26 protein-coding genes are annotated in these 25052 nt (G+C 45.5%); 25 read left to right on the forward strand and 1 reads right to left on the reverse strand.

Annotated elements, in window-relative coordinates; translation table 11 throughout:
- Positions 1-374 precede the first annotated feature (374 nt).
- The 24 genes from mqo to U0008_RS09110 all read left to right on the forward strand — a co-directional run bounded on the left by mqo (position 375) and on the right by U0008_RS09110 (position 22923).
- Entirely contained in the window at positions 375-2027 is a 1653-nt protein-coding gene (mqo, locus tag U0008_RS08995) for a malate dehydrogenase (quinone) (protein ID WP_043492852.1), read from the forward strand.
- A gap of 190 nt (positions 2028-2217) precedes the next feature.
- Positions 2218-3531: a serine hydrolase domain-containing protein gene (locus tag U0008_RS09000; RefSeq protein ID WP_043492855.1), complete on the forward strand. Its 1314-nt coding sequence runs from the start codon at positions 2218-2220 to the stop codon at positions 3529-3531.
- 610 nt (positions 3532-4141) lie between these two features.
- Positions 4142-4732 carry a winged helix-turn-helix domain-containing protein gene (locus tag U0008_RS09005; RefSeq protein WP_025801723.1) on the forward strand — a complete coding sequence of 197 codons (591 nt, stop codon included), beginning with the start codon at positions 4142-4144 and terminating at the stop codon, positions 4730-4732.
- A gap of 173 nt (positions 4733-4905) precedes the next feature.
- Positions 4906-5142 (forward strand): Flp family type IVb pilin, encoded by a 237-nt coding sequence (locus U0008_RS09010; RefSeq protein ID WP_025801724.1) that lies wholly within the window; start codon positions 4906-4908, stop codon positions 5140-5142.
- A gap of 84 nt (positions 5143-5226) precedes the next feature.
- A complete protein-coding gene (locus tag U0008_RS09015) occupies positions 5227-5733 on the forward strand; it encodes an A24 family peptidase (RefSeq protein ID WP_226929952.1) in 507 nt (168 codons plus the stop codon).
- A 19-nt stretch (positions 5734-5752) separates the two neighbouring features.
- Complete coding sequence (locus U0008_RS09020; RefSeq protein WP_111329373.1) at positions 5753-6574, forward strand: pilus assembly protein CpaB; 822 nt, start codon at positions 5753-5755, stop codon at positions 6572-6574.
- An 83-nt stretch (positions 6575-6657) separates the two neighbouring features.
- A complete protein-coding gene (locus U0008_RS09025) occupies positions 6658-7980 on the forward strand; it encodes a type II and III secretion system protein family protein (protein WP_369828318.1) in 1323 nt (440 codons plus the stop codon).
- Positions 7977-8471: a hypothetical protein gene (locus U0008_RS09030; RefSeq protein ID WP_043492862.1), complete on the forward strand. Its 495-nt coding sequence runs from the start codon at positions 7977-7979 to the stop codon at positions 8469-8471. The genes U0008_RS09025 and U0008_RS09030 overlap by 4 nt, the downstream gene beginning before the upstream one ends.
- A 12-nt stretch (positions 8472-8483) precedes the next feature.
- Positions 8484-9611, forward strand: coding sequence for a tight adherance operon protein (locus U0008_RS09035; RefSeq protein WP_043492864.1), 1128 nt, complete (start codon positions 8484-8486; stop codon positions 9609-9611).
- On the forward strand, positions 9612-10892 hold the full coding sequence (locus U0008_RS09040; protein WP_025801730.1) for a TadA family conjugal transfer-associated ATPase: 1281 nt from the start codon (positions 9612-9614) through the stop codon (positions 10890-10892). It begins immediately after the preceding gene.
- 3 nt (positions 10893-10895) lie between these two features.
- A complete protein-coding gene (locus U0008_RS09045) occupies positions 10896-11768 on the forward strand; it encodes a type II secretion system F family protein (protein WP_043492866.1) in 873 nt (290 codons plus the stop codon).
- The gene (locus tag U0008_RS09050; RefSeq protein ID WP_040046903.1) at positions 11768-12607 is read left to right on the forward strand and encodes a type II secretion system F family protein; all 840 of its coding nucleotides are present in this window, start codon (positions 11768-11770) and stop codon (positions 12605-12607) included. Before U0008_RS09045 ends, U0008_RS09050 begins: the two co-directional genes overlap by 1 nt.
- Positions 12594-13331 carry a tetratricopeptide repeat protein gene (locus tag U0008_RS09055; protein WP_043492868.1) on the forward strand — a complete coding sequence of 246 codons (738 nt, stop codon included), beginning with the start codon at positions 12594-12596 and terminating at the stop codon, positions 13329-13331. The genes U0008_RS09050 and U0008_RS09055 overlap by 14 nt, the downstream gene beginning before the upstream one ends.
- Complete coding sequence (locus tag U0008_RS09060; RefSeq protein WP_038502153.1) at positions 13331-13822, forward strand: TadE/TadG family type IV pilus assembly protein; 492 nt, start codon at positions 13331-13333, stop codon at positions 13820-13822. The genes U0008_RS09055 and U0008_RS09060 overlap by 1 nt, the downstream gene beginning before the upstream one ends.
- Positions 13785-14372, forward strand: a complete 588-nt coding sequence (gene tadF, locus U0008_RS09065) for a tight adherence pilus pseudopilin TadF (RefSeq protein ID WP_043492871.1) — start codon at positions 13785-13787, stop codon at positions 14370-14372. The genes U0008_RS09060 and tadF overlap by 38 nt, the downstream gene beginning before the upstream one ends.
- Before the next feature lie 27 nt (positions 14373-14399).
- The gene (locus tag U0008_RS09070) at positions 14400-14744 is read left to right on the forward strand and encodes a hypothetical protein (protein WP_226929953.1); all 345 of its coding nucleotides are present in this window, start codon (positions 14400-14402) and stop codon (positions 14742-14744) included.
- Positions 14720-15970 (forward strand): TadE/TadG family type IV pilus assembly protein, encoded by a 1251-nt coding sequence (locus U0008_RS09075; protein ID WP_043492877.1) that lies wholly within the window; start codon positions 14720-14722, stop codon positions 15968-15970. The genes U0008_RS09070 and U0008_RS09075 overlap by 25 nt, the downstream gene beginning before the upstream one ends.
- A gap of 357 nt (positions 15971-16327) precedes the next feature.
- A complete protein-coding gene (locus tag U0008_RS09080) occupies positions 16328-16870 on the forward strand; it encodes a hypothetical protein (protein ID WP_025801741.1) in 543 nt (180 codons plus the stop codon).
- Positions 16871-16923: 53 nt separating this feature from the next.
- Positions 16924-17439 (forward strand): hypothetical protein, encoded by a 516-nt coding sequence (locus U0008_RS09085; RefSeq protein ID WP_043492881.1) that lies wholly within the window; start codon positions 16924-16926, stop codon positions 17437-17439.
- 16 nt (positions 17440-17455) lie between these two features.
- A complete protein-coding gene (locus tag U0008_RS09090; protein ID WP_043492886.1) occupies positions 17456-20020 on the forward strand; it encodes a TcfC E-set like domain-containing protein in 2565 nt (854 codons plus the stop codon).
- Entirely contained in the window at positions 20007-20720 is a 714-nt protein-coding gene (locus tag U0008_RS09095; protein ID WP_043492888.1) for a hypothetical protein, read from the forward strand. Before U0008_RS09090 ends, U0008_RS09095 begins: the two co-directional genes overlap by 14 nt.
- Positions 20721-20723: 3 nt before the next feature.
- Positions 20724-21617, forward strand: a complete 894-nt coding sequence (locus U0008_RS09100; RefSeq protein WP_043492890.1) for a hypothetical protein — start codon at positions 20724-20726, stop codon at positions 21615-21617.
- Positions 21618-21629: 12 nt separating this feature from the next.
- A complete protein-coding gene (locus tag U0008_RS09105; RefSeq protein ID WP_025801751.1) occupies positions 21630-22142 on the forward strand; it encodes a hypothetical protein in 513 nt (170 codons plus the stop codon).
- 145 nt (positions 22143-22287) lie between these two features.
- A complete protein-coding gene (locus U0008_RS09110; protein WP_043492895.1) occupies positions 22288-22923 on the forward strand; it encodes a helix-turn-helix transcriptional regulator in 636 nt (211 codons plus the stop codon).
- A gap of 62 nt (positions 22924-22985) precedes the next feature.
- On the opposite strand, the gene U0008_RS09115 is transcribed toward U0008_RS09110, so the two are convergent.
- Positions 22986-24320: an AppA family phytase/histidine-type acid phosphatase gene (locus U0008_RS09115; RefSeq protein ID WP_043492898.1), complete on the reverse strand. Its 1335-nt coding sequence runs from the start codon at positions 24318-24320 to the stop codon at positions 22986-22988.
- A 395-nt stretch (positions 24321-24715) separates the two neighbouring features.
- Between U0008_RS09115 and eutS the strand changes: the two genes are divergently transcribed.
- Positions 24716-25051, forward strand: coding sequence for an ethanolamine utilization microcompartment protein EutS (gene eutS, locus U0008_RS09120; RefSeq protein ID WP_025801761.1), 336 nt, complete (start codon positions 24716-24718; stop codon positions 25049-25051).
- Position 25052: the final 1 nt, after the last annotated feature.

Raw genomic sequence — 25052 nt, forward strand, 5'->3', positions numbered from 1 at the left:
TATGAGTTTAATTCATTAATTGAAGGTGATGTGATTGATGTAATACGGATCAGGATAACAGCCTGTTGTTAGGGGGCTTTATTCATAATATCTGCAAGCAAGGGAGTGAAATAGGAAACCCATTTGCTTTATCTCCTCAAAGATATATATCCAGAGCAGCGATGCTCAATAAGAGAAAACTGTACGTACAGCTCGGTGGTTGATTTATACCCTTATTAAGATTGCTACATTTATCAATGAGCCTTTATTTCGTGAGTTTAAAAACGTGTAGAAACCCTATGGGTAAATAGAAATGTGAATGCAATTTTAAATTAAGGTAAAAATGGAGTAGCATGTGTTCACTGAATATATCTTAGAAATGTAAAATTATTATTATGCCTGCACTAAATAAGACTATTGTTTCTCTAACCGCGGTCGCGCTGTTTGTCAGCACGGCTACCTGGGCGAAAGATGATGCGACGCAAAAGACCGATTTTCTCCTGATCGGCGGCGGCATCATGAGTGCTTCACTGGGCACTTGGCTGCAAGAGCTACAGCCTGAATGGAAACAGGTGATGGTTGAGAAACTCGACGGCGTTGCGCTTGAATCTTCTAACGGCTGGAATAATGCCGGAACGGGTCACTCAGCTAATATGGAGCTGAACTACACGCCGGAGCGCGCAGATGGCACCATTGATGTCAGCAAGGCGTTGGATATAAACGAACAGTTTATGATTTCTCGCCAATTCTGGTCGGCTCAGGTTAAGCGCGGTATTTTGAAAGATCCTCACGCTTTTATTAATTCTACGCCGCATATGAGTTTCGTTTGGGGTGATAAAAACGTTAATTATCTGCAAAAGCGTTACGATGCCTTACAGCAAACCACGCTATTCCAAGGCATGAAATTCTCGACCGATCACGCACAGATCCAGCAATGGGCACCGCTAGTGATGAACGGCCGCGATGCCAACCAAAAAGTGGCTGCGACTTGGACTCCGGTGGGAACCGATGTTAACTACGGTGAAATCACTCGCCAACTGATCGGCAGCCTAAAGAAAAACAGTAACTTCTCTCTGCAAACCTCGGCAGAAGTGACCGAATTCAAGCGCAATGAGGACAATTCATGGCATGTCACGATCAAGGATATCAACAACGGCAGTGAACATGCGATTGACGCTAAATATGTATTTATCGGTGCGGGCGGTGGTGCACTAAAACTGCTGCAAAAGACGAGGATTTCTGAAGCGGAAAACTATGCCGGTTTCCCTGTCGGGGGCTCTTTCTTGATGACGGAAAATCCTGAGATTACCAAGCAGCATTTAGAAAAAGTGTATGGTCAGGCATCAGTCGGCGCACCGCCGATGTCAGTACCGCATTTAGATGCTCGCTTTATTGATGGTAAACGCGTGGTGTTGTTTGGGCCATTTGCGACGTTCTCGACTAAATTCCTGAAAAATGGCTCTATCTTTGACCTGCTGAGCACCACCACAACCAGCAACTTTATTCCAATGACGGATGTCGGCTTGGATAATTTTGATCTGGTGAAATACCTCATTAGTCAGGTCATGCTGAGTGATGATGATCGCTTTGCTTCGCTGAAAGAGTACTACCCACTGGCGCAAAAAGCCGATTGGAAACTCATTCAAGCAGGTCAGCGTGTACAGATCATCAAAAAAGATCCTGAGAAAGGCGGCGTACTGAAACTGGGTACAGAAGTGGTCGTCGATAAACAAAGAACGATCTCTGCGTTATTGGGCGCTTCACCTGGTGCCTCGACTGCCGCACCAATCACGTTGAATGTGATTAAGCAAATGTTCCCAGAACAGTTCAATTCCCCAGAGTGGCAGAGCAAAATTCGCGATATCGTACCTAGCTATGGTCAGAAGTTAAACGGTAACGCGGCGCTAACGCAGAAAACATGGGATGACACCGCGGCAGCGTTGCAATTAACGAAACCACCGGTGATTCAAATGAACGATCATGGCCACATGGCGATAGAGGCGGAAGAAAAACGCCAAGATTCGCCACAGCACGATATGGCGCTGTAAATCGAGATGCCCCCGGTGCTAGCCGGGGGCGTTTATCTGCAAAAAATCTTACTCTATTCCTTTCCAAACCTCATCGAATTCAAATACGTTTTTGTGTGGGGTTTCCCCTCACTATCCGCCTCGGTACATTCCTGAACTCGTCATAAAGTGGTCTTACAAACAAGACCATGACCGAAACTAAGGGAACACCATGACGAAAATTAAAACCGGTATTTGCCTGCTGGCACTATGTTTGGGAGCTGCGCTACAGGTGAATGCTGCGCCAGCGGCTAACGACTGCCATAGCTTGAAACTCGCGGTCTGCCCTGCACCGACAGACACACAGCTCCCCGATGTTAAAAACATGCTGACGTGGGATCAACAACAGCGGGTCGTCGGATTTCGTAACGACTACCGCTCCTATGAAGGTGACGTTTTCAAAGCCGGAAAAGCGATGCCCATACCGCGTGCGGCTCAGGATTTATCCGGTGTCACTTATCAATATCACGGCGTGAACATTGCGCTGAAAGATTACCTCAAGCGCAACAGCGTTACGGGCATGATGGTGATTAAAGATGGCAAAATAGTGTGGGATTATTACGGTCAGGGGAATACGCCGACCACGCTGTGGACATCGCGCTCGGTGGGGAAATCCGTGGTATCAACGCTGGTGGGAGTAGCGCTGAAAGAAGGAAAAATCACCTCGTTAGACGATGAGGTGGTTAAATACAATCCTGATGTACGCGGTACGGCGTGGGAACATGTTACGATCCGCCAGCTGTTACAGCACACTTCGGGCGTTACCTGGGGCGAGGATTACACCAATCCTAAATCTGACTTTGCGCAACTCACCCAGTGTGAAGCCAACAGTGACACTTACCATTGCGTCAATAAATTGGTGAAAGATCCACAGCGGAAAGCTTACGCCAAACCGGGACAGGCATGGTCATACTCGTCTGGTGGGGCATGGCTGCTGGGCGATACGCTAGAAAAGGCGACCGGAAAATCGCTGGCACAGAATCTTCAGGAAAAAATATGGCAACCCAACGGCATGATTAATGACGGTGTTTGGCATAGTTATCAAGTGGGCAAGCATGATGTTGGCGCACATGGATTCAACGCCACGCTGGAAGATTGGGGTAAATTTGGCCTGTTTATCATGAACGACGGCGTTCTGCCTGACGGAACTAAAATGTTACCCGATCATTGGGTTGCGGATGCACGAGCATGGAACCGAGCAGAGAAATCGGTGACCGCAGCTCATCCTGATGGCAGCTACGGTTACGAGTGGTGGAATAATAGCGTACCAGCGAATGCCGTTAACGTGGGGCCGAAACATGGGTTGGAAAGCCAAGATACCCTGTGGGCCTTGGGCATTTTTGGTCAGATGATCGTTGTGAATCAAAAAGAGAAGCTGGTTATCGTGCAGTGGTCTACATGGCCACAGGCGGAACCGTCCTTCAGTGCACAGCCACTTGAGGCTTCGCTGATGTTTAATGCTATCGCGAATCATTTAGCCAAATAGTCAAACACATGTTTAGATGTTTAAACCACGCCTCGGCGTGGTTTTTTTATACTTATAACCCTTTGTATTTGAGCCGTGGGAGTGGGCTAGAGACGCGGAGTAAGGGCTTCAGAACGTCGCTAAACCTCGCAGGCAGATATCAATAACTCTCAGTAAATAATTATAAATCTCGCAAAGTTCAGTATTTTCTTATTAATAAGTTTTTTCTAAGCGTATAGGTTATGCCTGATGGTAAAACAATCCCTCTGAAATTAATAACTCTATTTAAATTCCTAAGAAATATTATTATTTATAATGGTTATATTTTTTATCAACATGAGGTTATTTATGGTTATTTTAAAACAGTACTAATGATTAATCTTTCTTTTGTATTTCTCGCGATCTGACATCCTTTAAAAAAAGGCGTAACGGTATAATATCCGCTATATTATTCTTAATTTTTATGAATGAGATCAAATGAGGTATATAGGGTTTATTCGATTATTTCTCTCTTGTATAATTCAATCTTAAATAGGCTATTCGATAAGATAGATGAGGATAATGAGATTCTATTTTTAACTGCGAAGGCTAATAATAGTGAAGATTGAAGTCACACTGGAGCTTACGGCTAATGAATGATGTAAGTAAGGATGACACGATATTCATCCTTGGGGATGGCATTCGGTTTGAGCCTGAAAAGCGCTGTCTGATTAACGACTTTGGAACAGTGATTAACCTGCCAGAAAATAGCTATCGATTCTTACTTCTTTTATTAGAAGGGGAGACCGATAAACAAAATATTATCAATCAGGTATGGCATGAGCAGCGCGGTTCAGTGAGTGACAGTAGCTACTATGGCCAAATCTATATGTTGAGAAAGTCATTTGATCAGATTGGACTTTCAAGCGCATTTATAAAAACGATACCCAGAAAAGGGGTCAAGTATATGGGGAATGTGCTGCGTGAGAAAAAATATCTACCCGATAGTGGCCAAGAGGATAAAGTGCCAGCACTCTCTTTGGCGACAACGGTTGGAATGAGTGAAGCGCTAGCATCTCCCTTAGAGACCATGGGATATGCTCACCACAAGGAGCCATCGAATAACGGAAAAGAGTGGTATCACTCACGTCGCTGGAATGTATTTATCTCGATATTATCGTTGCTAGCGGTGTGCTGGATATCAACACTTGTTGTGGTAGTCATTCTATTTTTTGCTAAATAATTCTCAGCGTTGTTTATCAATCATAAATTATAAAAACAAATATGACCTCAATAAGGACTCCTGAGGCGCAATAGCTTCTAATGGCTCCGTCGTTACCTATGGGGCATCGGCAACAACAAGATGGTTATTAACACGCCACCGAAATGGCGGATTTAAATTTACAAGGAATATAGATGAACACTTTTTTAACTAAATGTTATGTGGCTGCTCATGTTCGTTTTCATGAGTTTGGTAAAGATCAACGCGGTGTGACTGCGATTGAATATGCATTAATCGGTGTCGCTATGGCGACTCTGTTAGCATTTATTCTTGGTGATCAGAACTCCGGCTTCTTGGGCGCATTGAAAGAAACGTTTGATAAAATTGCTGAAGCAATCAAAAGCGTTACTATCAGCAAGACTACGCCGTAACGGAATACACTACCGTAACGCGATAACAATAAGTTAGAACGTATTTATTGTAAGGCTCTCTGTTTAGCAGCAAGAACATCATGGATGATTTTCTTGCTGCATTTTGTTGTGCATTTTTCTAATAACCGAAGTGGAATAGGTGTGGAAATAGACATGGTGTGGTTAATCAAAGCTAATTTTATTGTCACCTGCATGATTTTGATTTTTATTATGTGGCAGGACATTTTTTTTAGAAGGATCACACACACGAGTCTTGTATTACTCGCCATATCGCTATTGTCATTGATTCTTTTACAATCACATCTGCCAAATATTTTGTTTGGTCTTATCGCCTTAGTGGGAGGATTTACCCTTTTTGTTGCCCGCCTATGGGGTGGCGGTGATGCCAAGCTAGTAACCGTATTAGCGCTCTCTTTTCAAAGCAACGCATTTTATGATTTCTTGTTTTTAACTGCGTTTATTGGCGGCATTGTCGCTATCGGCGGTCTTATTTTTTTTCGTAATAATTTACTAAGTCACGGCGTGCCATACGGTGTCGCTATCTCTTTGGCATTTATCCTTATTTACCCCGTGGCGTCTTTTTATTATTAATCCTGCTTAGGACATCTTAATGAACCATCGCATGCTTTTTTTTCTTTCAATAATCGTTATTGCAGTCGGCATCGCCGGCATTTTTGTGCAAAAGAAAACGCCAGAGGTTACTGAGGTAAAGCCTGTGCCTCAAGCAAGCCATACCATCATGGTTGCGGAAGCGATAAGGGAACTAAAACCTTATGACATCTTAAATCGTGATGATTACAAAATAACGTCGATTGAGATCTCCAAAGAAAGCAAAGATCGCCGTGATATTTCCTCATTAGATAACGGAGATCTTCAGGGATACTTAATTAGGCATAATATTTCAAAAGGCAGCATTATTTTACCTGAAATGGTGGAATCACCAACGAGTCCAACCTTCTCAGCTCATTCACTGAGAAGCAATGAGACGCCATACAGCTATAAAATTAAACCGGAGGATGAATATCTACTTTCCTCTCTTTCCATTGGGGATGAAGTTTCACTCTACATCCGATTAGTTGAGGTGGATAAAAGTAAAAAAAATAATGTCGGTCTGGTAACGGAAGGCAGTAATAGCCCTGACAAAAATATGAAGCGCTATGCGATTAGTCGCGTAATGGGGCCTATCTCTATCGTAGATATTAAAAAGGCGCCTAAAGCAGTGACTAAGAGTTATAGCGGTGATGATTCGGTGGGAACGGTGGTATTGAGATTAGACGCGCAGCAGTTGGCCGAACTCAAAGTCGTAGAAAAAGCTGGTGAAATCTTATTATTCCCGTTCGATCAGTATGAGGACGAGAACAACCAAAAAATAAGAATGGATGAAGTATTGCCCCAATTTAATTCCGTTAAAGAGTTGAGAGGTGGAGAGTGAGTTTTTGTTTAGCGAAGCAGCAAGGTCAGCGTCAAAAAATAGGGCGAGTCCGAGCCAATATCGGTGCGTTATGGCTACTGGGTATGACGGGATTATTTCTCTCTTATTATGTGCATGCTCAAGAAGTCTACATGGAAGCCGGAGAGTCACAGGTTATTCAGGTTGATGGAAATATTGACACTATTTTTATCTCTGCTCCCAAAGTAGCCGACTATGAAATTATTGGCGAGCGTGGCGTCATGGTTTATGCCAAAAGCGACGGCCAAACCGATCTCATTGCTTTTGACAAAAATGGTGACCAGCTCATTAAAACTACGTTGGTGGTTGATCCCGTTTTAAGCGCGGTGCAAAAAAAGGTGGGGCAGTTGGTGCCGGATAGCCAAATTTCGATTCAGAAAGTGGGTAAAACCTACATTCTTAGCGGAACCGTGCCCACAGAAGAAGACCGCGACCGTGTTTATCAAATTGTGGGTGAAGGCGTGGGCGCTAAACGCACGGCGAATAAAAAAGATGTGCCAAGCATGAGCGGTGGCAGCGGTGGCGGAGGTGAAAGCAACAATGCCTGGCTTGATGAGGTGGTGTATCAGGAAGTGATCAACAAGTTGAAGCTGCCGATCACAAATCAGGTCAACGTAAAGCTTTCGGTCGTTGAGGTGACCAAGACATTCAGCGACAACGTGGGCATTGATTGGGGAACCATCAGCGGCACCGGCGGCAATATTACGCCCGGCACGTTTCGCTTTGTGAAATTCAACGCCGACACGCTGAGCTCTCTGGTGCATGCCATCAGCAACGACTCGGTGGCTCGCGTGCTGGCTGAGCCGAATCTTTCCGTATTGTCGGGTGAGTCCGCTGAGTTTCTGGTCGGAGGCGAAGTACCGGTGGTCACCAGCTCTGCCAATGGTTCCAATGTCCAATACAAGGATTTTGGTATCAAGCTGAACGTGGGCGCTAAAGTCAGCAGCAGCAAGCGCATCCGTGTAACGCTGGGGGAAGAGGTTAGCAACGTGGATAGCACCTACAGCACCAACGCCGGTGACTCGTTTCCTGCATTCCAAACGCGTCGTGCAAAAACCACCGTTGAGCTTGCCGACGGAGAAAGTTTCCTACTCGGCGGCCTTATTAGCAACAACGAGCGCGAAGATTTATCTCGCTTACCATTTATTGGGGATGTGCCGATTCTCGGGGCGCTGTTTAGAAATGCCAAAACCGAGCGTACGCGCGGCGAGCTGGTGGTGGTAGCCACTGTTAATCTCGTTAAACCCGTCACCATGCGCGATATCGTTTTGCCTGATTTTCAACGTACCTCAACGCTGGCTCGTTTTATGAATTTCGAGGGGATTAGCAATCTACGCGATCGAAAACTGGCTGAAGGATTTGTGGAGCAGGGAGGATTTATTAAATGAGGATCTCACATCTATTTCATGGCGTGCTTTTATTCATGACGCTGGCATCGTTTTCCGGTTGGGCTAGCCAATTAGAAAAGCACGGCTCACCACAAATAACCGAACAGATCATCGCACTGACTGCAAGCGATCAAATTTCTAAAGAAATTGCGATTGGGAAAATTTTTAATCAGGCCAGCGGTGGGTTTAACGGCTATATCCGCCTTGAATGGTTTGATGATGATTTTTCGGCTACGGCTAAGCAGGTGAGGCAAGACCTGATTGCCAAAGGCATCACGCCTGAGAGGATCACTTTATCCTATCAGGGCGGCGGCTATCGCACTCAAGAAACCTCGGGGATTCAGGTGCATATTCAAAAAATCATTCTGCGTTTACCCGAGTGTCGGTATATGACACAGAATTATAAGTTTGATCTTTATGACGATACGGGATGTGCCATTAACAACAATCTCGCTTCCTCATTGGTTAGCCCATACAAATATTATTTCTGAGGAAGAGCAAAAATGCTGTTATTCCCACAAAAGGACGATGCTAAATCAGCGCAAAATGAGAAGGCATTTTATGTTTTATCCTCGCGCAAGGTCATTAATGAAGAACTAAGCCAATTACTACGATTAGCCGGTTTTAATCAGGTCACCAGCGTCCTGCAAGATTTAGATTCGAGCCATAATCTTGCTATTTCTGAAAAAGACTATGGCATCGTTATTGATATAGGCCGCCAAGAATATATCGATAATATTGTGCCCGCTATTTTAGCCATGGTGCCACGAGGCGTATGGTGCTGCGTAGTCGGTGACAGCGATTCAATCATGCTGGCACAAGCCTTCTTGCGTGATGGCATCCAATATTTCAATTTGAACTCTCAGCGTGAGCTTTTTGTTCAGTCGGCTATTTCGAGCACCAATCTGAAATCAACGCGCTGGGCGGTAAGCATTAGTATATTGGGCTGTAAAGGTGGGGTTGGAAATAGCTCTATTGCCTACCAGACCATCAGCAATATTGTGCAGGCCAAAGAAATGCCGTCGCTCTTTGTTCAGGGCGCGACCGGTTCGCGCGACCTTGATTTGCTTACCGGCAAAAAAATGGTGCAAGAAATTGTGGCTGGACAAAAGAATCTTGATCTTATGAGCAGCAGTAGCTCGCTCTATCCCGATCTCTCGTTAGATGGCTTCCAAAAATATAACTTTGTGCTGTTTGAAGAGGCTATTAATACCGCCAACAAAGAGACGCTACGCCAGTTGGTTGAAAGCTCATCCTGTTTGGTTTTAGTTATGGATCGCTCAATGGCGTCAGTGCGGGTTGCGCGCGGCATGATTGAAGTGGTTGAGTCGCTTAATCGCTCTCAGCTCGCACCGCGTAGGCTATTTATATGCCTCAACGACAGCCGCCCATTCAGTATGAATATGCTGAGTATTGAAGATCTGCAATCGCTATTAGGGCGACCGTTGGATGTGGTATTTCCCTATAACAAACAAAAAGACGGTATCACGCGTTTCGTTGGGCTAAATCGAAAAATTGCGCCTATCGACCAGCTCACTCGCTTAATTCTCGGCGGGGCACCTATCCATAAGGGATCGCTCATCAATCGCTTGATGAAGAATGGGCGTTTGAAAAAAAATCAGGTGGCGTAAATGGATATCAGCGTTGAAATTCAAGAAGCACTACGCGATGGCGTATTACAAAATATCGAAATTAACACGATTGAAGCATTAGTTGACGACCGTATTCAGCTATTAGCTGAAATGAATCGTGTATTAGAACGCGTGGCTGAACAGCAAAATATCTATTTAAATTCCCAAAACCAAAATAGTTTTGCTGAAATGATGGCGGATGAAATCTTAGGGTACGGCCCATTAAGACCTTTGCTTGAAGATGAAACCGTCAGTGATATTTTGGTTAATGGGCCGGAGAATATTTATATTGAGCGAGCCGGTAAGTTGGAGCTCACAAAATGCCGTTTTATTAATAATAATCAATTAACAGATATCGCCAAGCGTCTGGTGCAAAAAGTGGGCCGCCGTCTTGATGAAGGACGGCCGCTGGTGGATGCCAGGTTACATGACGGTAGCCGTTTAAACGTCGCGATCCCGCCCATTGCGTTAGATGGAACTTCTATCTCCATCCGTAAGTTTGGTAAAAGCAATATTGAACTGTCAGACCTTATCCGCATGAATGCGATGAGCGGACAGATGGCTAATTTCCTGATCATTGCGGCGCGGTGTCGGGTCAATATTATCATTTCTGGCGGGACGGGCTCGGGGAAAACTACGCTGCTCAATGCACTGTCAAAGTATATCGATCCCAGCGAACGCATTATTACTATGGAAGATGCGGCAGAGCTACGCATGATGCAACCGCATGTTTTAAGAATGGAAACGCGCTTGGCGGGTGTGGAAAACACCGGCCAAATTACCATGCGAGCATTACTGATTAACTCACTCCGAATGCGTCCTGACCGCATTATTGTTGGGGAGTGCCGTGGCGAAGAATCGTTTGAAATGCTTCAGGCCATGAATACCGGGCATGATGGGTCTATGTCAACGCTACATGCGAATAATCCTCGAGACGCAATTTCGCGTTTGGAAAATATGGTGATGATGGCAGGAATGAATATTCCTATGGAGTCAATTCGTCGAAATATTGTCTCGGCCATTAACATCGTTATTCAAGTATCGAGATTAAATGATGGTAGCCGAAAAGTAATGAACATTAGTGAGGTTATGGGGATTGAAGGCGATCGCGTAATTCTGCAGGATATTTTTACTTTTCAAAGCCAATCTGACCGTGATGAAAATGGAAAAATTAAAGGCGAGTTTATCAATCATGGCCTGTTAATGCGTTCAACGGTGATGCGCAATGCGGTGATGTTCAACGTGAGTGATGACCTAAAGCATATATTTGGTATGGAGTGAGAAATGTCGTTTCTGATTCTATTTATAGGTTTGGCAGTCTTTAGCCTTAATTTTTATAACTGGCGAAAGCTGACCAAGATAGCTTCTAAAAGTACGTTTAATCCCAGACAGTCTCTGGTCTTTGGCTATATCAAAAATACGTGGCAAGAGTGGAAACTCTATGCGCTGGGAGATTACAGCCTGAAAGGCATGAAGGGCGGCATCATTGCTGTTTCGCTGCTGTTGGTATTGCTGTTTTTGAATGCTAATTGGCTACAGTTTGACGTGGCCTTTTTTCTACCCGTGGCGTTAATCGTGATGTTTATTGCACAGCTGCGAATTGGACGCAGCCTGCATCGACGCTATTTCGAAGATCGTTTTCCTGAAGTGCTATCGGTGGTGAATGCGGCGGTATCAGCGGGAAATAGTATTCATCAGGCGCTGCACCGTTGTGGTGAAGGCATTGATGGCGACTTAGGCGCAACGTTTCATCGTATCGATCGGCGTTTAAATCTTGGAGAAGAACCCGAGCGTGTTTTTAATGATGCGTGGCAAAACTATCGCTATCGGGAGTTTTATTTCTTCGTGGTGGTGATGCTGGTAAGCCTGCAACACGGTGGGCAACTACGCACCTTAATTGGCCGATTATCTCGGATCGTGAATAACAGTAAAAATATGGCGCGGCGTAAATCAGCCATGACCTCAGAGGCCAGAACGTCGGCCAAAATAGTGGCATCTATTCCGTTGCTATTTTTCTGTGGCATGAAGTATTTCAGCCCGCAAAACTTTGATTTCGTGGTTCACGATCCCGTTGGTCGCCTGATCCTTTATTACGTCATTGCCAGTGAAGCCATTGGCATGATCATTATCTGGATCTTATTAAGAAGGGCGCTCTGATGACGATGCTTTATTTAACGATGTTACTTCTCGGTATTTTGCTGGTGCTGATGGCTATACGCCAGCAGCAGCACTGGAAGAAACAGCGAGACATCATTGAGCCAAAAAAAGAGGGCAAACAGCAGAATCAGTTTTCCACTATCGACTATCGTGCATTGATTATTAGTAACAGCCCTTGGCTGACATTTCTCAATGAATTAGAGAAAAGCCTTCCCCTCAAAGCGCGTATTTGTGGCGCAATTGGCGGCGTATTGCTGGTTCTTACGGTTATCGGTGTGCTTTCTATCAGCATGAAAGCCTTAGCCATGATTATGTTGTTCGTATTCATGATTGTTTTAGTGCTACCGGCCATGATGCTGAATCCGGCGATTAATACGCGTATCAAGCTAATGATGGATGCGCTGCCCTATTTTGTTGATTTGATCGCCGTTTGTGTTCAAGCAGGGATGACGGTGGAGAGTTCGGTGAAATTTATTGCCGAACGCTCGGATGATTTGGACAAAAATTTGGCTGATTTAATGTCGCATCTCGTCAGGCGAGCCGAGGTGAGCGGTTTAGAGGAGGGACTCATGGATCTTTACCGCTCAATGGACATGACTGAGATGCGTATGTTTTGTGCCACGTTGCAACAAAGTGTCCATTACGGAACCTCGTTGTATGAAAACCTGATGGAACTCTCTAAAGACATTCGTGATATGCAGCTGCTGAGCTCGGAAGAAAAAATAGGCAAGCTGTCAGCCAAGATGAGCGTACCTCTTATTCTTTTTATTATGTTCCCGATTACTATTTTAATTGCCGCACCAGGTATTCTAAGGATTATGCAAAATGCACATTTCTAAAAAAATCACGATGGGACTTCTGTGTGTCGCCTTATTAAGTGGATGTGTGCAACGAGCACCGACTTCTACCCGTGATATGAATTATCAAGAGGATATTTTACTTAAGGCAAAAAACTATAACGGCCTGATTAATCTTTATCGCAGTTCGCTGAAGAAAAAAGAAGATCCTGCCGCACGTCTAAAACTCGCCCGTTATTACTACCAGTCTGGCGATTACAAATCGTCGATCTATTTTATGCAGCCGCTATTTAAAACGCCGGACTTAAATGTTTATACCTTACAGGCTCAGAATATGATCGCCTTAGGCGATTACCCTCAGGCTATTCGCGTGACCGAAAAGATGTTACAGCGTGAGCCGCAGAGTGCAGAAGCTTATAACCTCAAAGGAATCGCACTGGCACAGTCAGGAAAGCTAACGGAAGGCCTCGCCGCTATTGAGAAATCACGTAGCTTATTCATTGCGGATGATGTTGCTATCAACAATATGGCGATGGTGGCCATATTAGACCGCCGTTATCAGGATGCGGTGAGTTTGCTGCTGCCACAGTATTTACGCGGACGTAAGCAGTCTCAACTTCTGCATAATCTGGTTTTATCTTTGGTTAAGGTCGGCGATCGTCGTTATGCCAGAGATATTATTCAAAATGAGAGCTTATCAGAAAAAGGCGATGAATTAATTGATGCGTTGGCCATGATTAATCCCGCAGAAAAAGGATTAGGATAATGAAACGATGTAGACATTTTGTCAGAGATAATAAAGGCGTTGCCTCCATTGAGTTTTCTTTAACGGTCATATTGTTTATTGCCTTAGTGCTGTTTGTCGCCGAGATTGCGAGAATGGCCTATATCTCTTCCGTCATTGATTTGGCGGTTTCCGAAGCTGCGAAAGAATCTAAGAATGCATCAGCCTCCGATAACGGCGGCTATGACAGCCGCTTTCAGGCGCGGATCACACAACAAGGTGGCGCGATATGGGGATTTCTGACACGCCCCGATGCTGTGACCATGGATATTACCTATGCTGACTCTATTACCGATATGATTAATACCGGTGGGAGTACAGGAAATTCTCGTTACAAGCCATTAGCACGTTATCACTTGGAATATAAATATACGCCAATGTTTTTCCCATTCCCCGGATTTTGGGTCAATAACTTATTAAATAGGGAGGTGATCTTTGTTCAAGAATATGAACGTTCCAAATTTATGGACTGATAAACGCGCTGCGGTTTCCGTCGAATTTGTTCTGATTTCCATTGCGCTGATCTTTTTTATTTTCTTTCTCACCGATCTGGTTGTCCGTCAGGCAACGGTCGGAAAATTAGACCGCGTATCGTATTCGGTTGCCGGTATTTTACGTGAAAGGATCCAACTGTTTGACGCGAGAGAAACGCTGAATCAGCAGGATGTGGATTCAGCCGCTGATTTGGCCAAGAAAATACTCACGGATATGAATAGCACCATCGATCTTTCTCAAATGAGTTTGCACGTTGAGGAGATGCATTTTGAAGATCCAATTCGTCTGGGTGATGATAGAAAGCAGATCAAACTGTATAAATCGTGGGACAGCGGCAGTGCTGGGCAATGTTTGCCACCGCAGCCGCTCAACCAACTTCAGCAGCTCACACCGCGCGGCAGTTATGGACGCTGGGTACCGCTGTATCAGGTGACCGTATGTTTGCCGACCTTCAGCTGGTTCACGCGGTTAACGTCGACGGAAGAAACACCGATGATGTCTTCATTCGCCATCGTGATGCTGCGATAAATGAAGCGATACGGACTTTTATTTAGCTTGCTGCTGCTATTTCTTCCTGTTCACGCGGCAAAAAATCAGGCAGTTATTTTTATTGATTCATCCAAGGTAAATCAGCAGGCGTTAATTGGTGAAATAAACCAAATGCTTTTTTACAGCCCAACGCTGAGAGCCAAAATTAGTATTAATGTTTTTGATATAAACCCTGATGGGCCCGAGTTTATCGGTGAGATTAAATATATCCATGACCGAACTGGACGTGCTGTCGCGCAATATCGTCCGGGGCCGCTGCCTTTTTTAATTTGCCAAACGGGAAAGAAAGCCAGCAGTCGTGGAACCTTGAATACTAAGGAGCAACTATGTTTGTGTACCAACCATTGTTAGCCAGTATCCGACGTTTTAAACAGGATCGCAGTGGGGCATTTGCGATTAGTTTTGTCATGATGTCTGGCTTTTTACTTAGCATGGCGGCTTTTGGGCTGGAAGGATCGCGCTATATTACCGAACGTGCGCGTCTTTCCGACGCGATGGAGCAAGCTGCTCTGGCATTAACCGCAGAGGATAACGGCGACGGCGCGCAGCGAAATTATGATCTGTCGAGTGACTATTTTCGCGCCTATATGCGTCATGACGTTGACGTGTTTAAACCCAAGGTCATTGTGAAAAGTGGTATTTCACCCAATAACCAAAATCTGTCCTACGTAGAATATCGCGTCAGCGGGCAGACGTTGCAGGACTCTTGGTTTTCCTCTGGTTTTTTTCCTAGCTTTGACGATCAGGTCGTGATCGGCGACAACGGCGCTGCGCGTAAATTTCGTTCAAACATGGACGTGATTTTTGTCACTGACTTTTCAGGTTCAATGAATGAGGGATTTGGCGGCAGCACAAAGCTGACTGAGCTCAAACGAATTGTACTGAAACTCTCCGATGAACTCTTTTCCTACAATATTGACAATAAAGTGGGATTTGTTCCTTTTGGTTGGGGCGGCAAAGAGGGCGCAAACTGTGATTTTCCTTTTGTCAGTAATGGCCCAGTGCCATCAGATGTCCTTTCCGGGGGTAATTACAAAGCGTTAGAACGCTATGTGAATATTGCGGGCAGCGTCGCAGCCATTCCGAACCCAGTGCATGATATTCAAATCCCGCTTTCGGCCGTGAATGCCAGTACCTGTCTTCAGCAGAGCTCTTCGTGGAAAGTACCGCTGACCAGTAATCCAAGTGAAATAAACCAGATTAATAATATGACGGCCTTAGGTGGTACCTTGGTCAGCTCTGGTGTTCTGCTCGGGGTGCCTTATTTAGCCTCAGGGACAGCCTCAAGAAAAGTTATGGTGATTGTTTCTGATGGGACGGATGACCCCGGAGATATCTCTATTACACCAAACCTTATTCAAGCAGGTATGTGCGATAAAATCCGCCAGGTACTCAGTACGGATGAATCAGTGGGAAAAATTTCATTTATTGGGATTGCTTATTCTCCTACCGTAGATTGGAAAAGCTGCGTAGGTGATAAAAACTTCTATCTGCCTCAAACGATTAGCGAGCTGGAAGATGACCTGCGGCGCGCCGTATTTGAAGAGGTGGGGCATAATATTCTTAAAGATAATTAAATTTCATCTTAATTCATAGGTCTTACTTTTATCGCTTTAATTACTGCTAAAGCTTTGTGAGGAAAAGTGAGGTTTTTTTCAAGAATTAAACTGAGCTATTTCGTAAGCTTGCTTTCGTAATATAACGACGCCGATATGCGAAAAAAGTAAACGTGCAATAGGGACTATTGCATCGCAACGTTTAACTATTTATTTAACGATGCGTACTGCTTTTTTGTCAGCATTGTCGTCTGCCTATTACGCAATGAAACAGAATAGAACGGATAAATATTATTGCTGGAGAACTATTTATTTTCCTGCGTGATATTTCTCTATCTGTAAAAGATGCATTTTATATAACAAGGACTTAATTTTTAAATGAAAACCAAAACTATGTTGTCTGTATTGGCCGGTCTAGTGATGTCTGCTTCTGCAATGGCTTCTACGCCTGCCAGCTATGATACCAAGTTCAACGTTAGCGCCAACGTTCCTGATAGTGCAACTATCACCGATCCAGGTGGTCGTCCTATTACCGATATGGACGTAGAGCTGACGCCAGCGGCATCAGGCTACATGGAAGCACAAACCACAGCGTTGAAACTCTGGAACAACGACGTGACCAAGCTTGAAGTTGCTCTGACCATGGATGACAGCCAATCTGTTACCGGCGACGCGTTCACCCTGTATAGCACTCAGGGCGGCACGCTCAACGATATGACTTATAAAATCAGCAGCATCACTTCTGCCGGGAGCCAGGAGTTCGCTGCATCAGGTGATTCTAAAGACTTTACTCTGAATGCAAACGGTACTCATGGCGAACTGCCAGTGATGTTTAAATTTGTCTCAGATAAAACCTATGATTCATTGGGCCAAGGTCATTATACCGGCGTTGTCTACGCTAACGTAAATGCCAAGCCTTAATCCTCTTCATTAAATCAGGCCAGGGTCAGCATTATGCTGGCCCTGTTTAAAATATGATTAAAAATAACTGTGCCGCCGGAATTATTGCCGTGCTTTTGTTATGGAGTCAGGCAGCGTTTTCTGTACCCAATTCGCAGGTCGATTTGGATGTCTCTGCTGAGTCTATAGCAAGAATCGCCTTGTATTATGAAGATAAGCCACTGAGTGGTAAAGAGTTTGATTTCCCATTACCGATCAACGGTATTTCTCAAAAGTTTGAAAAAACGTCGAGTTTTTTTCACCTAGTGGGAAATGTGAAAAATGCTGAGATTGTATTTTTAGAGAAACAGTTTGTTCTTCCTCAGGTGTTTGGGGGCAATACGCATATTAATCTTGATGGCAGCTTTATTCATCAAGGAATAGAAACCGACGCCACTAAAAATCTACGCGTGCCTGTTTTAAAAGATATTAGTCAGGCCACTACGGCAAACGGCGTCAAAGTCAAATTTATTTCTGAATTGTTAGCCGGGAATTATACCAAGGGTAAATACGCAAATACCTTTACTTTAATTGTAATGCCTATTTTATAGATAGAGACAGAGAATAATGAATAATAAAATAACTGCCAGCATTGTTATTCTTGGTGTCGGTTTTGGCTGCGCATTAACTCCGCTGATGGCGTCTTCTATTCCGCTTCCCGCTGGCTTTGAAGACATTTTTAATGCCAAACAAAGCGGCGTACTTGATATTATTTATGCAGATTCATCCATTGGTTCTATTGGCGTGGAGTTCGACCAAAACGATGTTTTGTTGATGTCACCTCAGGTGATTGTTGATCAAATAACCGCCGTGGATATGCCCGCGCTCAGCGTGTCCGCCGCTGAGCTGCTCAAAAAACTTTCTGTTCCGTTACGCCGAGTGAATAAGCAAGGTTTTTCACAGGATGAAATTGTCGCAACGGTTAATGAATCGGATGCGTCAGTGCATCTGATATTTCCCGCCTCGTTGTTTAAAGCGGGCGATAAGGCCTATGACAAAACCTATATTCCACACCGCAGTCTTGCCGGCTTTGTTCATAGTCATAATCTGAACTATCTCTCTGATACCTATGGCGATAGTTTAAGTTTATCTTCCAACGATACCTTAAACCTTACCGGTAATAGCTATGTGAAAGGCGCCTGGAGTTATTCCAAAGAAATTGATTTTAATTTGGATGAATTAGCGCTGTATCTTGAGCATGAAAATACCCGTTTTAAAGCTGGGCGTCAGCGGTTAAGCGATAATTTGGTGTCCAGTACGCCTTCGGTCACCTACAGTTTTTTTAATCCCGTTAGCTTCGACGGTATTTCGCTGGGGTATATGACGGATAACTATTTAAACCCTGGTGACGGTGCGGCCTCGCCGGTGACCGTCTATTTGCCGCAGGCCGGTACGGTTGAGGTCTATCGCAACGGGCGTTTAATCGACCTACAGCAGTTTCCCGCCGGTTTGCAGCATTTAAAGACAGAAGGATGGCCATCCGGCGGTTATGACGTTTTGCTGGTTTCTAAGCTAGTGAACGGCAGCCGTGAAGAGAAAATACAGCCTTTTCTCAAACGTAATGGCTCGTTTCGGTCCGGCGATTTGGAGTATGTGGTTCAGCTCGGGCGCTATGACGATCATCAGGGGCAATTTTCGTCGAATCGCTACTCTTGCCGACATTGTGACAAAGACGACAACGATCCCAATCAAAACGGTAGTCCGAGCCACTTTGCCGGAGTATCTCTGGGATATACCACCAATTCTGTGATGTCTTTAGGCAGTGGATTCCTCCTTGATAACGAGGATGGTTATGCCAATGCTAGCCTAGATTTGCCGGTTAATAGCTGGTTTGCCGAACGTCTTTATGCCGATGGCGTTATGGGCGTGGATGGCAGCACGGGCTATCAGGTTGGGCTAATGAAAAACCTGTATGCCTTAAGCATGAACTTGAGCTATCGCGATAACCGATTTAAAGGTGATGAGCAGGATTATCACCGCTATGGTTTGGTTCCTGCTTACGATTTTGAATATCTCCAGTTTGGTGCGAATACCTTTCTACCTTGGAATATTGGTCTAGGTGTTAACTTCGGCTTGAATACGCTGTATCAAGACTACGGACGGCAAAATAAAACCGAATTTGAAAGCTGGGATGTGAATTTAAATCGCGACTTTACGCTGTCGGATTACCTTAATTTACGCGTCGATCTGGGCTATCACCGGGGTATTAATGAGCTGGTTAACCGTTACTCTCATAACAGCACCACGGAAGATAAAGTTTTTGCTCAGTTTACTCTCGGCATGCGTGAGCGCAGCTATAACCATTACCAGTCGCTTTATTTGCGCTCACGAATGAGCGATGAGGGCAGCAAACAAAATATCTACAGCGCCGATTATTCACTTAATTTAGACAACCCAGATTTCGATCGTGGGGGGAAATATACGGTCAACGCCAGCGTCAATCATGGGCCAAACAGCGAGAATAATAGCGGTGCAGGTATCGTTATGGATAACGATTATGGCTATACCTCGGTTGGCGTATCTAAATCATTTGGTAATAACAGCTATAGCCAACAATATCTTTCTCAACGCAGCGGGTTCGCTATTGGTGAGGGTGAGTTCGGATATGGCAAGGTCGACAATACCGCCGCGCTGATTGTAGATGCTAGCTCATTGCCTGAAGATCAATATTTTGAAGTGCGTAACCGGAGTAATGAGCCAGTTGTGGTTGAGGGCGGTAAAAAAACCACGCTCACGATTCAGCCATACCAAAAAATATCGCCAAAGGCTGAACAGGTTTATACCACCGACACTAACGCATTCTATAACCTTTCGACTCAATCATCTTCAACCTGGGCCATGCCGGGGCAGGTCTATCACGTCAAAGTGAACGCCACGAAAAATCAGACGGTCACCGGACGCTTATATCTCGACGGTGTGCCGTTAGCCAATGCTCGCGTGGTAGGTGGCAATGCCATGACCGATGCTGAAGGCTTATTTGTGGGTGACTTCACGTTAGATACCGACAGCCAGCTAGATAAGTTGAAGGTGAGTAAAGAGGGGCAAAATTATATGTGCCCGCTAAATAGTTCAAACGTCAAAATGACTCAAGGCATTATGCAAATACGTGAGGTTAATTGTGAAACTGAGTAAATTGGCAATTCTGCCAGTGGGTATGGCTATGCTAATGACTGCGGGACTGTCGCAGGCCATTGAAGTTTTTCCTATCGTGAAAGAAATTAAACAAGAAACGCCGCGTGATAATTTTATTACCGTTAAATCAATGTATCGCGCGGTGGATAGCGTAGACGTTAATAAGTCAGAAAATAAGAGCTACGAATTTGTTACGCTGGAGCTATTCCATATTACTAATCCAGGCGACACCAAGGAAAATAAGGTGAAAGAACTCGGTGCTCAGGATCCGACGTTAGTTTTTTCACCCACCAAACTGATTATTCCCTTTGGCGAAGAACGCAAAGTGAGAATTATGCCGCTGAAGCCGGTTGAACGTGAAACCGTATATCGTCTGCGTATTCGGCCAAGTTATCCAGAGCAAGAAATGGATAAAGGCAAGGTGCGCTTCGCCATCGGCTATGACGTTTTGCTGCGTTATTTACCCGAAGGTAAGCGAAATCAGGGGCTGGCAGTGACCTGTAGCAGTAATCAGTGGACGTTGACGGCAACCGGTAACGTGCGTAGCGAAATGCGTGATTTAGTAATCGATGGGCGTAAGGACAAAACCATATTCAATGTGTACCCAGAGCATTCGCGTACGTTGGCGGTGCACAACAACTTGGCATTTAACATGGATGGCAAACTTTATACTTATGAAAAGTGCCAGCTTAAGGAGTAATTCATGAAATCTCCGGTGTTATTTGCTGCGTTGCTGCTACAGGTAAGCAGCGTGATGGCGGGTGCTTGGGTGATTCAGCCCCAGCCGAATGGCGCTATTCGTATGCTCCATGAGGGGATCAGCGATGCGAGCGGAGCAGATACGCTCACGATGCGTCAGCCTGCGAATAAATCGCTGACTTTACTGGTTTCTCCCGCAGGCGGCGGACGCTGCGAGGGAGGCGATCTAGTGCTCGGTTCGCTCCGTTTCCCATTGCAGCTTTTTATGCAGGAACGTGCCGTCGTATGTGGCGATCTGGTGCAGTTTTCAGCTCAGCCGAATGAAACGCGGGTAGGGGTGCGGGCAGTAAATCGCAGCGTTAAAGGGGAGCGCTCATTCAGCGAGTTTGGTGCGTTTCCACGCGTTCAGGTAGGTAACGTTAGCTTTAACGTTGAGGGCGATAGCAGTGGTGAAAATTACCCTATCTATCTGGATCTCACCGCATTACAAACCGACGCGGTCACGATTCAGGCCTCTTTTGATAAGCCAGCACTATCGATGGGGTTAGTGGGCGAACTCAACGACGCGACGGCTAATGCACGCTTAAAGATAGCGAAAACGTTGCAGTCGGGCGATGAAGCATTGCCTTATCTTCTGACGTTCGAGTCTACCCAGCAGCATGATAATCACTACCAGCTGCGAGCGTCGAAAGGAGCCCTGTCGATCCCGTATCGAATAAGTATTGACGGCAAAGAGATAGCGCCTGGTTTTCAATATCGAGGAACGATCCCAAGCGGCACAGCAACGGTGGATTGGGTGGATATCCAATTTGCCCTGAGCGGTAAATCGACCCGTGGATTGGCCGCGGGAACACGGCTGATCGACACATTGACGGCTGTTATTACGCCAAATAGTTAAAGGAAAAGCGACATGAAATATTATTTAGCGCTCAGCCTCGCGGCAATGTCATTGATGACGGTAAGTAGCTCACAGGCTGCGATCTCGGTGAGAACCAGCATCGATGTACAGGCTGAAATTAGCACCAGCGTGCGGGTTTATGTGGCCGGAAACGATGTCACCAATGGTTCGATTAGTCTGAAGCTCAACGATAAAAATGGCTATATGTACGGTGTTACGCCCGCCTTTAATTTTGTGGGAAATGCCAGCGCGGTCTCTCTTTCATTGAATACGCCTGCGGGGAATCTGCTGATGGGGGATAACGGCGATACCATGCAGATAAATCCTGCGTGGATCCGCGTGAATGGCGGGGAGGTTTCAGCGTCATATCCGCTGAATAATCAGGTTGTTTATCCTACGGTTCAGGATATTCCCGATCCTTCTCAGGGTGTAAAAGTGCAGTTTACCTCGGCTAAACGCAGTGAAACTTATCCACTCGGCACCTACAGCGGAACGTACGAAGTTATTGTGACGCCATCCGTGTAATCCTATTAGGGCATTTAAGCGTGATTAAATGCCCCTAATACCGGTAGTTAGATATTTATTATTGAATAGTAAAAGCGATAATACTCATTCGATCAAGGAGTTGATTGGAGGTGGATATTGCTTTTATTTTATCGGGGCTTAATGAGTGATAAACATCTTTTTTGATGATAAGAATGAATATTATAAATTTGGGCTGTTAGGGCTATTGCATGAGATTATAGAGCTCCATACCGATCAAAAAACACATCTCTTGGGATTACGGCAAAACTTATCGCGGGCGGATATTATTATTCGCGCTTATCCCGCAGGAGCAGAAACTTTATGTCACCCAGAGCTGATAGAACGTAAACCAGGGAGCTTATTGGTCGGAATTTATGAAGGGGATATACAGACGTTAAACTCATCATTAATGCCGTACTGCTTTGATAATGCAATTTTTATTCATCGAACAGAGCCGATAAAACGCTTGGTGAACCGAATTCTGTTTGCATGGATGCGTGCAAAAGTGAAAATTGATGGAAAAGCGGGCTGTCGGAAAGGGTGCCGTGACTGCAAATCGGTGGAGCTTTCGCTGCAAGAAATAAAGATCATTAGCTATATCTCTCATGGCTTCACTATTGCACGTATTGCGAATATTTTAGGGCTCAGCGTTAAAACTGTAAGTGCGCATAAACGCCGTGTAATGCGGAAGTTTAATATTAAAAACAACGTAGAATTAATTACGCTATGCAAAGTGACGCTGCAAATAACCAATCAGTCTAAAGTGTGTTTTATTCCTTAGTGCTCAGATAATGATATTAGGTCCCTTCCCCTAATTGGGGGAAGGGTTCCAGTTGATTATAATTATTGACACTCCACCAGTTCGTTTTGTTTCGCCAGACGCGTGAAGGTATCTAGCGGACAATATCCTTCCGCGGTTTGATCGTCACATCCCGGTATTTTTAGCGCAACGCTGCCCGCGGGCTTATCCAGAGTGAGTGGGGTTTGATTACGCAACTGTGCCAGCGTTTGATACATCATCTGCACGCTCACGTATTTTTTCCCTGCATTATCTGACCAACGTTCAAAAACTAAGGCACCGCCTGGAGGGGTGTTATCCGGCTGGCCGGGTAGCGTCCACGACATACCGAGCATGCCTGCGATATTGGCGATATTGGTATCATGCCCCGCAAGAAACAGGATCTTATTATCCGCTGATAACTCGGGCAAATCGCGCGCGCTAGTCTGTGAGTTGATTGCGCTGACGATGGTTTGCAATAGCGGTGTGCCGTTATGTTTGGCGACGTAAGACGTGCGCGACATCAAATCAAATTGCGCATTGTGTAGCGACAGCAAGGTGATCCAGTCTTGCTCCGAATGGATTTTTCCCCAAGCGGCATTTGGCATGCCCTGCGCATGTTCAAGCAGGAAAATTTCGGCCAGCGTTGATGACAAACCTACGGCCCCATCAAGTGCCACTTTATTGCCATCGTCTTTGATGGAGAGTTTGCTTGGCATAGCTTGTGCGAAATCGCAGGTTTGGTCTGCGCTATGTTGCTGGCAGTACGTTGACTTTGGAAAGTTCAGCACGCTGCTCATCAGCGCCAGTGCAGGGCGGTAGTGCTGGTTTAGCTGAGCGATGGGCATACCGGCCTGTTGCTCGACGGCCTGCTGTACCTGCGTTTTCTCCATGGTACAGACACCGGCTTTCACCGGATGAAATAGCGGATCGGCCTGCTTAAGGTCTTGCTGATGATGAATACTCAGATGGCACTCAGGTGCGAGCCCCGCCAAAAACGCCTCGCCTGTTTTCCGAGTGCGCTGATCGACGTCTGCCCAAACATAGACATCATTCGCCGTTGGGCAACGATCTTTAGACAAGATCCCCAACTGCTGAAACTTCTGCCGATAGAATCCACCCATCAGGCTCACCAAGTGCTCGCCCCTCGGTGTGATATACCCCAGATTGACCGGCCACTCAGGCCATGCATTAGGCGTAACGTCACGCATGGTTTGCGTCATTTTGGTCGGTGCTCGAACGCCATGGCGGCTAAGAATAACGACCTTTTCAAGCTGATATCCGGAAGGTTCGGTTTCGCTGGCGTAGCTTGCCGTGGTTAGCATGCTGGCAGCGATGAAAGCCAGAGGCATACGCTTTAGCAACCGAGTCGGACTGTGTGCAAACAGAGAAATTGTCATTTATCGCCTCTTGATTTTCGAATTGTCATATCCGTGATTGCGGCGTGAAAACACGTATGTAGGAAGCCGATTCTGAGCATAGGCCGCATGCGAATCACTATACGCCAGAAGCGAAAGCGGGCGGAGTGTCTGCGCCAATTTTACGCGTGACGGTGAGGGAATATTTAACTCTGCATCAAAATCCTCTGGCTAAAAACTCTCCGGCTGTGACCCACTTCAACCTTTCTGTTTGTGTGCCGATTTTTGTTATTCCCTTTTCTTTATTGCTGCGAGGATGACCTCAGATGAGTGGGCGCTGCCGTTAGGTTAGTCACCATAAGATGATTTCAATCACTTTATAGGGCTGAACGTAACCGTTGTAGCAGCGGGGATTGAGCTGAAAAACAGGGGACACAATGGAAAAGGAACGGATTATTCAAGAGTTTGTTCCCGGTAAGCAGGTGACTCTGGCTCATATCATCGCGCATCCCGGTGAGGATTTAGCCAAAAAGATAGGCGTTCCCGGTGCAGAAGCCATCGGCATTATGACGTTAACGCCGGGGGAAACCGCGATGATTGCCGGTGATTTGGCAACCAAAGCGGCGAACGTGCAAATCGGGTTTCTCGACCGCTTTACCGGTGCGTTAGTGGTTTATGGTTCGGTCGGTGCGGTGGAAGAGTCACTACAACAAACGGTCACGGGGCTGGGCAATTTGCTCAACTATGCCGTGTGTTCGTTAACGCGGAGCTAAC

This window comes from Hafnia alvei (assembly GCF_034424155.1).
Classification (GTDB): Bacteria; Pseudomonadota; Gammaproteobacteria; order Enterobacterales; family Enterobacteriaceae; genus Hafnia; species Hafnia alvei.